Consider the following 13,861-nt stretch of genomic DNA (forward strand, 5'->3'; position numbering starts at 1 on the left):
GCTTTAAACACTTCAACCTAAATCACATATGCCGAGCAGTCTTTATAGATTGCTCAGGCAAACTGTTAGTAAAAAAAGGATAGTTATGAATATTAAAGAATATGATTACATTATTATTGGCGCAGGATCTGCCGGAAATGTACTCGCTGCGCGTCTTACTGAAGACAAAGATACCACCGTTTTATTATTAGAAGCGGGTGGACCAGATTATCGCTTGGATTTCCGTACACAAATGCCGGCAGCTTTGGCCTACCCTCTTCAAGGCCGTCGCTATAACTGGGCTTATTTAACCGATCCTGAGCCACACATGAATAACCGCCGTATGGAATGTGGTCGTGGTAAAGGTTTAGGTGGTTCATCTTTAATTAACGGCATGTGCTATATCCGCGGTAATGCAATGGATTTAGAACAATGGGCAACACATAAAGGCCTTGAAAACTGGTCTTATGCCGACTGTTTGCCATACTACAAAAAAGCCGAAACTCGTGACATTGGTGAAAATGATTACCATGGCGGCAATGGTCCTGTGTCCGTTGCTACCCCTAAAAATGGCAACAATGTGTTGTTCCATGCCATGGTTGAAGCTGGTGTACAAGCAGGTTATCCGCGTACTGATGACCTAAACGGTTACCAACAAGAAGGATTTGGTCCAATGGACCGTACGGTAACCCCTAAAGGTCGGCGTTCAAGCACTGCACGTGGCTATTTAGATATGGCAAAAGGTCGTCCAAACCTGACTATTTTGACTCATGCGACGACCAACAAAATCTTGTTTAATCAAAAACAAGCAATTGGTGTTGAATATATTATTGGCGCTGACCAAAACAACTTACAACGTGCCTTGGTTAAACGCGAAGTATTACTGTGCGCAGGTGCAATTGCGTCACCGCAAATTTTACAGCGCTCAGGTGTGGGTCAAAGCACTTTCTTAAAATCAATGGACATTGATGTGGTTCATGATTTGCCGGGCGTAGGTGAAAACCTGCAAGACCACTTGGAAATGTACTTACAATATAAATGTAAGCAACCTGTTTCTTTATACCCTGCCTTGAAATGGTATAACCAACCTGCGATTGGTGCCGAGTGGTTATTTAACGGTACAGGTATTGGTGCAAGTAACCAGTTTGAAGCAGGCGGATTTATCCGTAGTTCGGATGAGTTTACATGGCCAAATATCCAGTACCATTTCTTGCCAGTTGCCATTAACTACAACGGTAGTAATGCAGTGAAAGAACATGGTTTCCAAGCACACGTCGGTTCAATGCGTTCGCCTTCACGTGGTCGAATCAAACTTAAATCGAAGGATCCGTTTGAGCATCCAAGTATCTTGTTTAACTACATGTCGACTGAGCAAGACTGGCGCGAGTTCCGTGATGCAATTCGTATCACTCGTGAAATCATGCAGCAACCTGCACTTGACCCATATCGTGGTGAAGAAATTAGTCCAGGCAAACATTTGCAAACCGATGCAGAGCTTGATGACTTTGTTCGTAACCATGCAGAAACAGCTTACCATCCATCTTGTAGCTGCAAGATGGGTGAAGATGAAATGGCTGTTGTAGATGGTCAAGGCCGTGTACACGGTATGCGTGGTTTACGTGTTGTCGATGCCTCTATCATGCCGCTCATTATTACCGGTAACTTAAACGCAACTACTATTATGATTGCCGAGAAAATTGCAGACCAAATTCGTGGACGCGAAGCGTTACCACGTTCAACTGCACCGTTCTATGTAGCATCATAAAATCTGAAAGGGCATATTTCTTATGCAGAAATATGCCCTTAATTTAATCTTTATAGAACCAATATTAATAAGAACCATGTATGACAAAAAATAAGCGTCTACGAAGAGCTTATTTACATAATTATGATATGAAATAAAAATTAATCGATTTTTATAGGCAAATATTCTTCAAATGATTCAACTTTAATCAAATCAAAATTATTATTTTAATTTCAAATATTTACACAATAACAATTAAGTTAAATTATCTTATCAATGCTCAATTTGGTTAAATATAAATCATATTTATGATTTTGATGAACCCCATTTATTATAAAAATTGTCTTGTCAATGCAAAATTAGTCTAAAATATAGAGTGTTTGCGATAATCCCAAGTAATTTTTATTTTTTTCAAGACTCTCTGTTTTAGAGAGTTTACTTTCGCATTTATATCCTTTTTGTCTGGATACGCTGTCTAGGTTTCCTCACACCTTAAGTGACTCAAATAACTTATTTTAAGGTCCCCCTTACATGAAAAAGTTTTTGAAATACCTTCTGGTATTAATCATTCTTATTTTAATTGCAGGTATTGCGTTCTTGTTTAGACCTACAACGTCAAAACAAGTTGAAACTGCAAAAGATGAGCAAGTAGTTGATGCTGTTCTTGTTGGCGGCGGCATCATGAGTGCTACTCTTGGTACTTATTTAACTGAGCTTGAACCAAACTGGCAAATTCGTATGTACGAACGTCTTGACCAAGTTGCTCAAGAAAGTTCAAACGGCTTTAACAATGCCGGAACAGGCCACTCAGGCTTTATGGAAATGAACTATACCGAAGAGAAAAACGGTAAGATGGAAATTGCCAAAGCTGAAAAAGTTGCTTCTCAATTTGAAGTTGCTAAACAGTTCTGGTCATATCAGGTAAAACAAGGCGTTTTAGCTGAACCGAAATCATTCATTAATCCAGTTCCGCATATTGCTTTTGTTTGGGGCGATAACGTTCAGTTCTTAGAAAAACGTTATGCTGCCATGATTCAAAGCCCGTTGTTCAAAGGTATGAAATTTACTGAAGACCCTGCTGTTATTAAACAATGGGCACCTTTAGTCATGAATGACCGTGACCCTAGTCAAAAAGTTGCAGCAACCCGTATGGATGTTGGCTCTGACGTGAACTATGGTTCAATCACTAAACAATTAGTGGGTCATTTAAATCAAAACCCGAATTTCAAATTACAGACATCAACTGAAGTGACTGGCATCAGCCAAAATGATGACAAAACTTGGACTGTGTCTTTCAAAAATTTGAAAACTGGTAAAGTAGATCACGTTAAAACACGTTTTGTATTTATCGGTGCAGGTGGTGCAGCAGTTAAATTATTGCAACTTACTGGTTTACCAGAGGCGAAACAATATGCTGGCTTCCCTGTTGGTGGTGAGTTCTTAATTACTGACAATCCAAAAATTACTGCTGAACACACAGCGAAAGTATATGGCCGTGCTGAACTTGGTGCGCCTCCAATGTCTGTACCACATATTGATACACGTTATATCGACGGTAAAAAATATGTATTGTTTGGCCCATTTGCAACGTATTCAAACAAGTTCCTGAAAAATGGTTCTCAGCTTGATTTACTTGCATCAACCAACAAAAACAACGTTTTACCAATGACGACTGTTGGCTTAGAAAACCTTGATCTTGTTAAATACTTGGTCAGCCAAGTTATGATGTCAGATGAAGACCGTCTCAATGAACTTCGTAAGTACTACCCAGATGCGAAAGCTGAAGACTGGCGTTTAAGCCAAGGTGGTCAACGTGTTCAGATCATCAAGAAAGAACCGGGTAAACCAGCAACGCTTCAATTCGGTACAGAAATCTTTGCGTCTAAAGATGGTGCTGTAACTGCATTGTTAGGTGCGTCTCCGGGTGCTTCGACTTCTCCATACATCATGCTTAACTTGCTTGAAAAAGCTTTCCCTCAGCAAACTGAAGGTAAGTGGAACCAGAAGCTTCATGAAATTGTAGTGTCTTATAAACAAGACTTAAGCAAAGATCCTGTGTTACTCGATAAAGTTCGCCAGTACACAAGTTCTACGCTTGGCTTGAACTATACATCTCCGTTCAAAGCTGCAAACGATGAAACTGCTGCTGCCCCAGTTGCAAAAGCAAACTAAGTTTGACGATGTATAAATAAAATTCCAAAAGGATGAATTTCGATTCGTCCTTTTGTTTTTTAAGACCTCAGCTGAGATATTTAGATTCGCTATGACCCATTTAAACTCATCTTCTCACCTCTTATCATTTGGTTTTAAGCTCGTGCTTGTTTTGCTGCTGGCTTATCTTTTGGTAAGCGGTTTTTATATATGGATGATTGGTGGTACAGCAATTTACATCAGCTCAGCCGTACTACTTGCCATCACCGCGTATGCATTTAAGCTCGGTAAATATCAAAAGCTATGTTCTGTTTTAAATCTGCTCATCAGTGCAGCGGCGTTATATTTCAGTACTGCTCATTTATTTTTCTCCCCTGTTCAATTCTTTATATTTTTACCTGCCTTATTTTTTGTACTGTTAGCTTTTGCTCGCCTAGAAAAAGTTCGTCGCTTGTCTAAAGTTTTAATATTCATCAGTTTATTAATTTGGTCAGGCATACACTTTATGCAGCTTGAACAGCTTAAAGCGTATTATAGAACGCAGCACACTGGCGAAAGTTGGCAACAATATGGCGCGTTATAAGATTATTTTTTAGTCTATATTTTCAAATAAATACGTAATCTTTTTCACATGAAGTTCATCAGTAAAACTGAACATGATCTACAGAATTCCTTTTAAGAAAAAATATTCATAACAATCTAATTTATTTAGAAATATATCGAGCATATTAGCGATTGAACACAATCCATCTACACGCTAGATTAGCTGAATTATTTTTCTCCCTTTATGTTGTAATTTATGAAAATTTTAGATGGCGGTTTAGGCCGTGAATTGGCCCGTCGTGGCGCTCCATTTCGTCAACCAGAATGGTCTGCGCTTGCACTCATTGAAGCACCAGAAACAGTAAAAGAAGTACATCTCGATTTTATTAACGCTGGTTCAGAAGTTATTACGACTAACAACTATGCTGTTGTGCCATTTCATATTGGTCAAGAACGCTTTGAAACTGACGGTGTGCGTTTAATTAAAGTTGCTATTGAACAAGCAAAAAATGCAGTTCAAGAAAGCGGCAAAAATGTCAAAATCGCAGGCTGCTTACCACCATTATTTGGTTCTTACCGTGCCGACCTGTTCCAACCTGAACAGGCTAAAAGCCTTGCTGAGCCCATCATTAAAACATTGGCACCGGAAGTAGATTTTTGGCTAGCAGAAACCCAATCATGCTTAAAAGAAGTTGAAACAGTCCATGCGTTATTACCACAAGATGGTAAAGACTATTGGGTGTCATTTACGCTGCAAGATGAGATTAAACAAGAACAAGCATTACTTCGTTCAGGCGAAAATATGCAACAAGTGGCTGATTTCATCAAACAATCAAATGCCAAAGCAGTATTGTTTAACTGCTGCCAACCTGAAGTGATCTTGCAAGCAATTAATGAAATTAAAGGCCTTATTCCAGAGTCTGTGCAAATTGGTGCTTATGCCAACGCGTTCCCACCGCAAGATGAAAGCGCTACTGCCAACGATGGTCTGGATGAAATTCGTAAAGACTTAGATGCTCCAGCTTATTTAGGTTTTGCCAAGCAATGGCAGCAAGCAGGTGCAAGTTTAGTGGGCGGTTGTTGTGGTATCGGACCAGAACACATTGCTGAACTTTCTCAATTTTTTAAAGAATAAATACCATGTCTGCTGCCAAAATCGGATTATTGTCTCTTACAGCGCTGGTATTTAGTTCTATGGTGGGGTCAGGCGTATTTAGTCTTCCCCAAAATATGGCTCAAGTTGCCAACGGCTCTGCCCTTCTTGTTGCATGGCTCATTACCGGAGTCGGCATTATTTTCTTGGCCCTCTCGCTATTACATTTAACGCGTCAACGACCAGACCTTGACGGCGGTATTTATAACTATGCACGCGAAGGCTTTGGGGACCTGATCGGGTTTTGCTCGGCGTGGGGTTATTGGTTGTGTACTACCATTGGTATTGTTGGTTATGTGGTGATTGCCTTTTCAGGCGTCGGCATGTTTACCGACAGCAAAGACCATATTATTTTTGGTGAAGGTAATACGCTCTATTCACTGATTGGCTCAAGCATTTTTGTATGGCTGGTACACTGGTTAGTGAGTCGAGGCATTAAAGAAGCTGCGATTGTGAATTTACTGGCAACCATTGCCAAAATTATTCCAATGGTGGTTTTCATCTTCTTTACCTTCATTGCCTTTAAGTTTGATTTATTCAAACTCAACTTACATGACTTTTCTTTGCAAGTTCCACTTTGGCAGCAAGTGAAAGACCTGATGTTGATTACCCTTTGGGTATTTACTGGTATTGAAGGTGCTGTAGTTTTATCATCGCGTGCAAAAAAACGTCATGATATTGGTAAAGCAACTATTTTAGGTGTTTTGCTGGCATTAAGTTTTTACGTGATGGTGACCGTATTGGCTTATGGTGTGGCGAGTCGTGAAGCCCTTGCAGGCATGCATAACCCATCTATGGCGACCATTTTACAGCAACTGATCGGCTTGCCGGGTACCATCATTATTACCATTGGACTCATTATTTCAGTTGCATCCTCTTATTTAAGTTGGACTTTATTTGCCACTGAAATTCCATTTTTGGCTGCAAAAAATGGTGCTTTCCCGAAATTATTTTTAAAGAATAATCAAAATAATGTACCCATTTCATCACTTTGGTTGACGACACTGGTCGTACAAGGTTCTTTAATTGCCGTGTATTTTTTCAATAAAAACTACACTCAGCTTTTATTAATTTCATCGGTGATGATTTTGCTGCCTTATTTTCTGGTGTCAGCTTTTTACCTTAAAGAATCCATTCGCCATAAACGCATGCCGCATATTGCGATTGCAAGTGTCGCTTCAATCTATGCGCTTTGGTTACTCTATGCAGCAGGTTTAGACTTACTTCTGTTGTCTGGTGTGTTGTATTTGGTCGGCTTGGTTATTTTTTCAATCAGCTACTTTGAGCATAAAAAATCGCTCAAACAAAATCAGCTAAATTAATCATTTCAACCACTGTTGACCTAGTTCAGCAGTGGTTTTCTAAAAACAAAAATTTCTATTTTGAAGGCTGTGACTGCTTTAAATGTAATCGTAAAATACGGCGTAATTCTAAAATTGCCTCAGGGCTAGTTTGAATTGAATGCCCACCTTTAATGATCAACTCCGACTGCTCCCCACCTAAATGCGAACTTTGATACGGCACAATCCCATCACTGCTTTTTAACTTGTCAGTTGTCCCATTAATATTACCCATAATTGAGTGATAGACCACTTGTGGCGATGGTTGAATGGCTTGAGTCAACTGCATAAAGTTAGAAGAGCGACTTAAATTACTCGCCCCATTTTCAATTAAGCCTTTTCTGAGTTTTGTATTTTTCTCATCTCGCATTTCAACTGCAATAAAAAAATCAGCGGGCAAACGAATGATACGGCGGGCAATTTGGGTAAACCATCGGTCGGCGTAGTCTGTACCATGATGCGGTGCCGAAACAAAAACAACTCGATTAAAATATGGCAAAGCCTTGAACTGAAAACGCTCTTGAATCACCGGATTTTCTTTTAAACGGTTTAGCTGAGCTTCATTCATTTTTTGTATGGCTTGCTCTGAAACATCAGTATTACTCACCAGTAAACGGCTAATCACGCCGCCCATACTATGCCCAACTAACACTGCATCATGTGCAGCATAACTGTCTTTGGCAATGTTTTGGAAAGCCTGATTCAACAATGAATAAATCTGAAAACGACTTTCAAAAATCGGCATATTGGTTGAATAAAACACCTGCCAAACCTGATAGTTTTTCCTTAATTCAGCATCGCCCATAATGTCATTGGTTAGGCTCACCCATGCCTCTGGGCTACTTGCTAAACCATGAACAAACACAATAATTTTCTTATTTGGGTTAAAAGGTTCCAGCATATATAAATGCGGCATGATTAAATTGGCTTCTTTATTAATTAAAGACCAATAACCTGCCGCACCTAAATTATATTTCGACAACCAAAGCCCATAAGGAGCCGAATAGTTTGCAGTCAGTGGATAGTCCACACCTTCAATTTTTACACGGTCTTGTCGATATGGATCGAACATTGAAATTTCTAACTCTGCCCCAGCAATGACCTGATCGGCTGTGGCTTTTTGTTTTGGGTATGCAATAGCAGTGGCTGGAAAGAAGCGTGGTAAATGAATATTAGGGTTGGCTTGGTGAGCATAAAAATTATCGGGGTCTAAAATGAAGCCGTGATTCACATCATTTTCTTTACGCCCAACAATAAACTCTGCCCCCAAACCATCCTTACGGTTGACAGTATTAAAACCAGAAAAGTTCATGTTATAGCTGGAGCGAAAAGTATCGACTTCAATTTTTTGTACATCTAACGCGTGGTCAAAATTGACGTGGTACTCATGCCCATCTGCTTTCAGCAATGGTGGAAAGCGATGCGTATTTAAATGATTAAAATACGTGGTCATGAGCTTTGACAAGGCGACGTTATAAAAAATACGTACCTGATTTTGGCGATGGTCAAACACCCGATCGAAAGGCGACTCTTCAGAGTCAAATAAATAGACATAACTATAGCGTAAGCTTTTATCGAACAGCGCTAACTCTTGCTCAACGCAACAGTTACTTTTATTAATGACATTACACTGACTACTACGCCCGACATCTAAAGCTTTTGCCAAGTAAATTTCACTCAGCGCAGCATAGCGTTCTTCTCGGCTGCTATTTTCGGACAGGCTCTGAACCTTATTTAAACAATCATCAAAATTTTGTAGGCAAGTTTTTTCATCTTCTTTGACCAAATACAGTAAGTTTTGGGTTTGATGACTTAAGGTGCCGTCAGTCAGAATACTTTCATTCTTACTTTTTAAAGCATTGCTTAAATTACTTTCTTTTAAATGAATGACCTGACAGCCACTGAGCAAAGCCATTATTGTTATGATTGAATAATGGTAAGACTTTGTCATTCTGCCTTCCTTAATCGAATGTATTCCCCATCTGGTCATTATGCCTGTAAAGCAGTGAACGAACAATTTCGAGTCCGCTTCCGTTTTCCCTTATTACGAAAAAAAGCCTGAACTCATTTTAATTCAGGCTAATTTGTTATTTTTTTAAAATCAAGCTTGGTTGAACTTTTGCTGTGAAGCTAAATAAGAGAAATACAAAATTGGTAAGATAAACGGCGCTACACTCCAGAAATCAAAATAGACATAGAGGATCGCTCCCAAGAAAGCACCAATCACAAAACCAATTACAATACTGGCACTTTTTAGAAAACTTGCCCGATTGGCTGCATTATTGTTTTTAAGTAAGTTGGCAATATCAATCCCGAGCTGGGTAGTATTACCTGTCATCATGGTGCTTGGGCTAATATTTTTAATAAGGGTTTTGTTTGAAGTATTACGAATAGCCAAAGCAATTAAACCCAGTCCTCCTGTTACTGCAACTGTTAGCGCATCCGGATCTTTAAACGGCTCAAAGTAAAGCCCTGCCACCATAAAGGCACATAGAAAAATAGCTTCAAATAAAAATAAATAAGACAGCGTCTTGTGCTTGACCTGACTGCGGTCAATCAACAGTTTGGTAATGACAACAGTCAAAATAAATAGTGGGATTGCTGCGAGCTTAATCCATAAACCCGAGCCACCTTTAACCCATGCTGCCCCTGCCAACACTAAGTTTCCCGTCACATGCGCGGTGAAAAAACCAAACAATGCAATAAAGCCAATAGTATCAATTGCCCCACCTACCATGGTGAGTAAAACAGGATCTCGACATATCGCCCAGGTACTTTCTGTGTCTTTTTTAATTGGGGTATCTGTCATATAAAATATCCTGTTAAATTAAAACTTTAAAGTAAGCAAGTTGTATATAAATGATTTAAAAATGAATAATACTAAAGCGTTTATGAAAGCAAAAAACTATGTAAAAAAATAGGGTGCGTAATGTCGTAACACTGTCTTTAAAATGGCAACAATCAAAATTGACTATTTTTAAAACACTAAACTGTTCTCCTCCTTAAATCAATTTGACCTCCAAAACTGTTCTAACTATGATGAAGCCGCTAGTTGACATCAACTGGTTTTGGACCTGAAAAAGTTATGCCAAAATATGGATAATCAATAACAACAATCACGAGTAGATATATGTCACTTTATAATTTTTCAGTTTTTTTAGGGGGATTATTATTTGTATCTGTTGCCTTCGCGGGTCAAAAAAACAGTCCTCATCGTGATTTCTATCTGAAATGTATTGCGGCTGGTCATAGCCGTGCAAGCTGTACATGCATTTATCATCGTTTAGAACGCCAATACTCCCCTAAGCTCATGCATAAACTTGGAAGTTTAAGTTTACAAAGCCCTGAAATACCGCGTGATTTTGTAAAATCCATGATGCGTACCATGCAAAAATGCCAGTCATAATTTTATTTTTTAAGCCACATCCACGCCAATACCCCTGCCATACATAAAATTGCTGGATAGACAAACCACGGATGCGGAATGGTCCAAATCATCAGTCCCGCGGCCAGACTCATACTTAAGGTCGAGATGTATTTTGCCTTTTTAGGAATACGACGATGTTCTTGCCACTCACGAATGAGTGGGCCGATATAGCGATGATTTCGAAACCATTGATGAAGTTTTTCAGAACCTCGGGCCGCAAAGAAAACCGCCAAAATCATAAAGTCGACGGTGGGTAAACCCGGAATAAAAATACCCAATATACCAAGTGCAATACACAACCAAGCCAAACCAATAAACACCCAGCGTGCCCACATAGAACGGGCAAGTTTACTGACTGGTTGAGCAGGCGCTAACGACTGCTCATGTTTTACCATGGTATTTACTTGATTGAGTTTATCCATATTGGGTATTCCCTTTATCCACTTTTTACTACTTCAATTCATCAAGCTGATCAAGCGCTTGACCAAAATATCCAAAGGCATCTAAAGCTCCTTGAACGACTCGGTCTTGCTGGGTTTGGTCAAAGCCTGCTTCATCCAGTGCTTGTACAAAACGTTTCCAGACTTTCGCGCGCCCTTCGGGATATGCCGCTAAATTACGTGCAGCAAACGTTTCAGAAAAACCTAAATGCTTTTGAGCTTCTTTAAATAAAAATGCGGCCCCTAAAGTTGAACCTTCAGACACATAAATCCAGCCTAAAGCTTCGGGTAGCTGTACGTTTTCACTCTGTAATTGCTGCCCGTTGGGTTGAATACCTAAATCATTTAAATCGGCAAGTGCTTGTTTTGAGCGGCCACGAATGTCTAAGTCCGGAATCAGTCCAGCTACACCCTCTTTTTCAAAAAGATGTTCAATTTCACGCTGAAAGTAATATTGAGACAAAGTAAATTGCGCGTATTTTTCTTTACTTGAAAACACCTTTGCCTCTGACATTAATTGATGCATACGTTCGTGTTCAGCAGCAGTTTCTTGTTTCAAACGTAAAGACAAACTGTTGCTAATGATTTGTTCTGTAGATGAATTCATCATCTTTCTCCTGCAAAATAGATATTACTCATCGGTTAGCGGCCCCGATTGAGTTTGAGTTGGACTGGAAAATCCACAACAATAGTCACGGCTCGACCGTTAATTTTGTGGGGTTTAAATCTGGATTTACGTGTAGCTTGCATGACCCGTTCATCAAGGCTTTGAATACCCGAACTTTGACGTAATTGGATGTCAATCGGCTGCCCTTTTTCATTAATGTGAATCCGAAGCTCAACCAAACGATTTTGTTGTTTTAACTCGCGGTCATCGTAGTCAAGCCCGCCAAAACTCAGCACATCCACACTACTCACCTGAACAATGTCATCATGTTCAACTTGAGTGCTAGGGGCTTTCGAATACTCTTGCTGCATTGCGGGTGTTTTGACCCCACCACTTTTAGTTTCGCTATTGGTGTTTTGTGGCAAATGCTCCGTTTGCGTTTGTTCAAGGCCTGTCGAACTCAGTTTTTTATAATTATGAGCCGCTCGCCTTTCTGTAGGCTGCGCTGCTTGAGACGAAGCTAAATTGTTTAAAGTCGTTTTTGGTTGTGCTTGTTGTTTGTCATTTAAATTATTTTGCACGACCTCTTTAGAGGCAGTTTTTGACGCTAATGTTTGAACATTTGTAAGCGAGTTTTTTGGCTGATCGGGTGCATGAGATACCGAACTGTTTAAAGTAGATTGAGGCGTTACACTGTTTTTAGGTTGGCTTTCAGTCTTTTCAACCGATGGCTTTTTAGCAGGTACCAATGACACAAAACTTACTTTTAATGCATCTACTTTGGGTGTTGCTTTAAAAGTATAAGGTTCAATTAAATGACTCAGCATCCAGACAACAAACACATGCAGACCAATCACCACGACTACGATTAAGCACTTATAAAAATGCTTCGGTCCTTGTGGTAAAGGCAACATAACTATCGGCTTATGCGTAGGGAATAAAGATTTTGATTTCATGACTTATTCCCTAAAAACGATGCTCAAGCTTGAGGCTAATGTTGTGTTTATCGTAGGAATACAGCCAATCGACATTGCTTTTATTATGGTTATAGCGATAGGTTAAATTGGGTGTCATGCCATAAAACTCAAAGCGCGGCATTTGCACAACAAAGGTATAGTTCTGTTCAAAATCATGACGACGAGCTAAGAAAGTTTCTGCGTATTTATCAAACAGGCGCCAACGATAAGAACTCAGCAAAGTGGTATTAAATCCTGTACTCCAAGATTTGCTTAAGCCCAATCGCACACCTTGCTGTTGGTAGGCAGCCATGTATTTTTCTTGGGTCGAATGGTCGAGCACATCTAGACCACCAAAAAAAGTCCACTGGTCTGGAAAAATTTTCCAGAAAGTAGCAAACGCTGAGCTTTCTACCCCATCTAGGGTTTTATATTTCTGATAATTTAAATCTTTACTCTCAACCTCAAGCTTAAAGGCTTTATCTGCCGAGATAAAATGCATCCACTCAGCACGCGCGCCCCATGCATTGTAAAGACCATCGTTGCCATAACGTTTATGTTCAAAAAGCGGACTCACCCCAATTTGATTTTTTAAGTCAAAGTAGCTGTAGCCTGCATTAATGTTGATGGTAGATTCATTAAATGCCGCGTGGTCGTTATAGGACTGTCCAAACGCCAGCGCACGTAAAGCCACGCCATGATGCCCCTTAATCGCATAGCGTTTAATCAGACTGGCTTCGTAATCTAAACCCGTTGCCGACTCAGCTTTAGGGGTCCCACGGGTAACTTGCTCAATTGGGATAATATTACCGTCACTGTCTTTGCCATAAAGCGTCCATGTTTTACTCTGTTCAGACGAACTATTTAAATTACTGACATAGGTATAACCGGCTGAAACCGAGCCTTGCCAAGAGTCTCGTTTTTTTAGTGCTTGAACAAAAGTATTTACTGTTGTTAAAACTCCAGACGGGATTACAGCAGGGTCACTTTGTTTCAGTTTGTCTTGAATGGAAATAAAAAGGCGTGCTGCTTCCTTATTTTTCTGTTGTTCAAACAGCACGCGCGCTAACTCAAGTTCACAAATTAAATTATGAGGTTGTTGTTTTAGGCTGCTTTGAAATTTTTGTTCAGCCAATTTCAGTTGACCCTGAGAACGTGCAACTGCCCCTTCGGCAAAGTCGGTTAAAGCCCGATCGTAGCCAACATATTTCTTATAATGTTCTAAATAAACCGTGGCTTTGAGCCACTGTTTTTGCATGACTGCCAGATATAACGCCTTGGCAAGATCATTCTGATTTTGCTCAACACTGTATTCTTGTCCATTAATTTGAAGTTTAGGTAATTGCTCGGTACTGCGAATGGTTCCCTGCTCGTGAAACTGGCGCTGTTCTTGTAAAAGCGTTTGGTCCAAGCTTTGATTGAGACGAAGCTGTGTGTCTTCGTCGGCATATAAAAATGGACAACTCAACAATGTCAGACAGCACAAAAGCGTTCGTTTCATAAAACAATAAACCTGAAGCA

At 39.8% G+C, this 13,861-nt stretch carries 12 protein-coding genes; 6 read left to right on the plus strand and 6 right to left on the minus strand.

Going from position 1 to position 13,861, the window contains the following annotated elements:
• Positions 1–85: 85 nt before the first annotated feature.
• The 5 genes from betA (at position 86) to RMB06_RS17925 (ending at position 6,892) form a co-directional block, all read left to right on the plus strand.
• Entirely contained in the window at positions 86–1,744 is a 1,659-nt protein-coding gene (betA, locus tag RMB06_RS17905; RefSeq protein WP_017481348.1) for a choline dehydrogenase, read from the plus strand.
• Between the two features lie 510 nt (positions 1,745–2,254).
• The gene (gene mqo, locus RMB06_RS17910) at positions 2,255–3,895 is read left to right on the plus strand and encodes a malate dehydrogenase (quinone) (protein ID WP_311080641.1); all 1,641 of its coding nucleotides are present in this window, start codon (positions 2,255–2,257) and stop codon (positions 3,893–3,895) included.
• Positions 3,896–3,986: 91 nt separating this feature from the next.
• The gene (locus RMB06_RS17915) at positions 3,987–4,457 is read left to right on the plus strand and encodes a hypothetical protein (RefSeq protein ID WP_262439888.1); all 471 of its coding nucleotides are present in this window, start codon (positions 3,987–3,989) and stop codon (positions 4,455–4,457) included.
• A 216-nt stretch (positions 4,458–4,673) separates the two neighbouring features.
• Entirely contained in the window at positions 4,674–5,552 is an 879-nt protein-coding gene (locus tag RMB06_RS17920) for a homocysteine S-methyltransferase family protein (protein ID WP_039756979.1), read from the plus strand.
• A gap of 5 nt (positions 5,553–5,557) precedes the next feature.
• Positions 5,558–6,892: a basic amino acid/polyamine antiporter gene (locus tag RMB06_RS17925; RefSeq protein ID WP_032004190.1), complete on the plus strand. Its 1,335-nt coding sequence runs from the start codon at positions 5,558–5,560 to the stop codon at positions 6,890–6,892.
• Between the two features lie 55 nt (positions 6,893–6,947).
• Here RMB06_RS17925 and RMB06_RS17930 read toward each other — a convergent pair whose 3' ends face one another.
• Together RMB06_RS17930 and RMB06_RS17935 are read right to left on the minus strand one after the other, a co-directional pair.
• A complete protein-coding gene (locus RMB06_RS17930) occupies positions 6,948–8,861 on the minus strand; it encodes an alpha/beta fold hydrolase (protein WP_311080645.1) in 1,914 nt (637 codons plus the stop codon).
• 150 nt (positions 8,862–9,011) lie between these two features.
• Positions 9,012–9,719, minus strand: coding sequence for a YoaK family protein (locus tag RMB06_RS17935; RefSeq protein WP_311080646.1), 708 nt, complete (start codon positions 9,717–9,719; stop codon positions 9,012–9,014).
• Between the two features lie 321 nt (positions 9,720–10,040).
• Between RMB06_RS17935 and RMB06_RS17940 the strand changes: the two genes are divergently transcribed.
• Entirely contained in the window at positions 10,041–10,316 is a 276-nt protein-coding gene (locus RMB06_RS17940) for a hypothetical protein (RefSeq protein ID WP_000061143.1), read from the plus strand.
• Between the two features lie 2 nt (positions 10,317–10,318).
• On the opposite strand, the gene RMB06_RS17945 is transcribed toward RMB06_RS17940, so the two are convergent.
• Genes RMB06_RS17945 through RMB06_RS17960 form a run of 4 tightly spaced genes read right to left on the minus strand, consistent with a single transcriptional unit; the run spans position 10,319 to position 13,817 of the window.
• Positions 10,319–10,759 carry a YbaN family protein gene (locus RMB06_RS17945; protein ID WP_311080648.1) on the minus strand — a complete coding sequence of 147 codons (441 nt, stop codon included), beginning with the start codon at positions 10,757–10,759 and terminating at the stop codon, positions 10,319–10,321.
• A 28-nt stretch (positions 10,760–10,787) separates the two neighbouring features.
• Entirely contained in the window at positions 10,788–11,387 is a 600-nt protein-coding gene (locus RMB06_RS17950; protein WP_002062720.1) for a biliverdin-producing heme oxygenase, read from the minus strand.
• Between the two features lie 32 nt (positions 11,388–11,419).
• Positions 11,420–12,340, minus strand: coding sequence for an energy transducer TonB (locus tag RMB06_RS17955; protein WP_311080651.1), 921 nt, complete (start codon positions 12,338–12,340; stop codon positions 11,420–11,422).
• A gap of 10 nt (positions 12,341–12,350) precedes the next feature.
• Positions 12,351–13,817 (minus strand): porin family protein, encoded by a 1,467-nt coding sequence (locus RMB06_RS17960; RefSeq protein WP_311080755.1) that lies wholly within the window; start codon positions 13,815–13,817, stop codon positions 12,351–12,353.
• Between the last annotated feature and the right edge of the window lie 44 nt (positions 13,818–13,861).

Origin of the sequence: Acinetobacter sp. V104_13, from assembly GCF_031798995.1 — a bacterium.
Taxonomy (GTDB): domain Bacteria; phylum Pseudomonadota; class Gammaproteobacteria; order Pseudomonadales; family Moraxellaceae; genus Acinetobacter; species Acinetobacter pittii.

Bases quoted from the DNA above. Each gene is read 5' to 3' on its own strand.
- betA (WP_017481348.1), top strand. From the start codon at position 86: ATGAATATTAAAGAATATGATTACATTATTATTGGCGCAGGATCTGCC.
- mqo (WP_311080641.1), top strand. From the start codon at position 2,255: ATGAAAAAGTTTTTGAAATACCTTCTGGTATTAATCATTCTTATTTTA.
- RMB06_RS17915 (WP_262439888.1), top strand. From the start codon at position 3,987: ATGACCCATTTAAACTCATCTTCTCACCTCTTATCATTTGGTTTTAAG.
- RMB06_RS17920 (WP_039756979.1), top strand. From the start codon at position 4,674: ATGAAAATTTTAGATGGCGGTTTAGGCCGTGAATTGGCCCGTCGTGGC.
- RMB06_RS17925 (WP_032004190.1), top strand. From the start codon at position 5,558: ATGTCTGCTGCCAAAATCGGATTATTGTCTCTTACAGCGCTGGTATTT.
- RMB06_RS17930 (WP_311080645.1), bottom strand. From the start codon at position 8,861: ATGACAAAGTCTTACCATTATTCAATCATAACAATAATGGCTTTGCTC.
- RMB06_RS17935 (WP_311080646.1), bottom strand. From the start codon at position 9,719: ATGACAGATACCCCAATTAAAAAAGACACAGAAAGTACCTGGGCGATA.
- RMB06_RS17940 (WP_000061143.1), top strand. From the start codon at position 10,041: ATGTCACTTTATAATTTTTCAGTTTTTTTAGGGGGATTATTATTTGTA.
- RMB06_RS17945 (WP_311080648.1), bottom strand. From the start codon at position 10,759: ATGGATAAACTCAATCAAGTAAATACCATGGTAAAACATGAGCAGTCG.
- RMB06_RS17950 (WP_002062720.1), bottom strand. From the start codon at position 11,387: ATGATGAATTCATCTACAGAACAAATCATTAGCAACAGTTTGTCTTTA.
- RMB06_RS17955 (WP_311080651.1), bottom strand. From the start codon at position 12,340: ATGAAATCAAAATCTTTATTCCCTACGCATAAGCCGATAGTTATGTTG.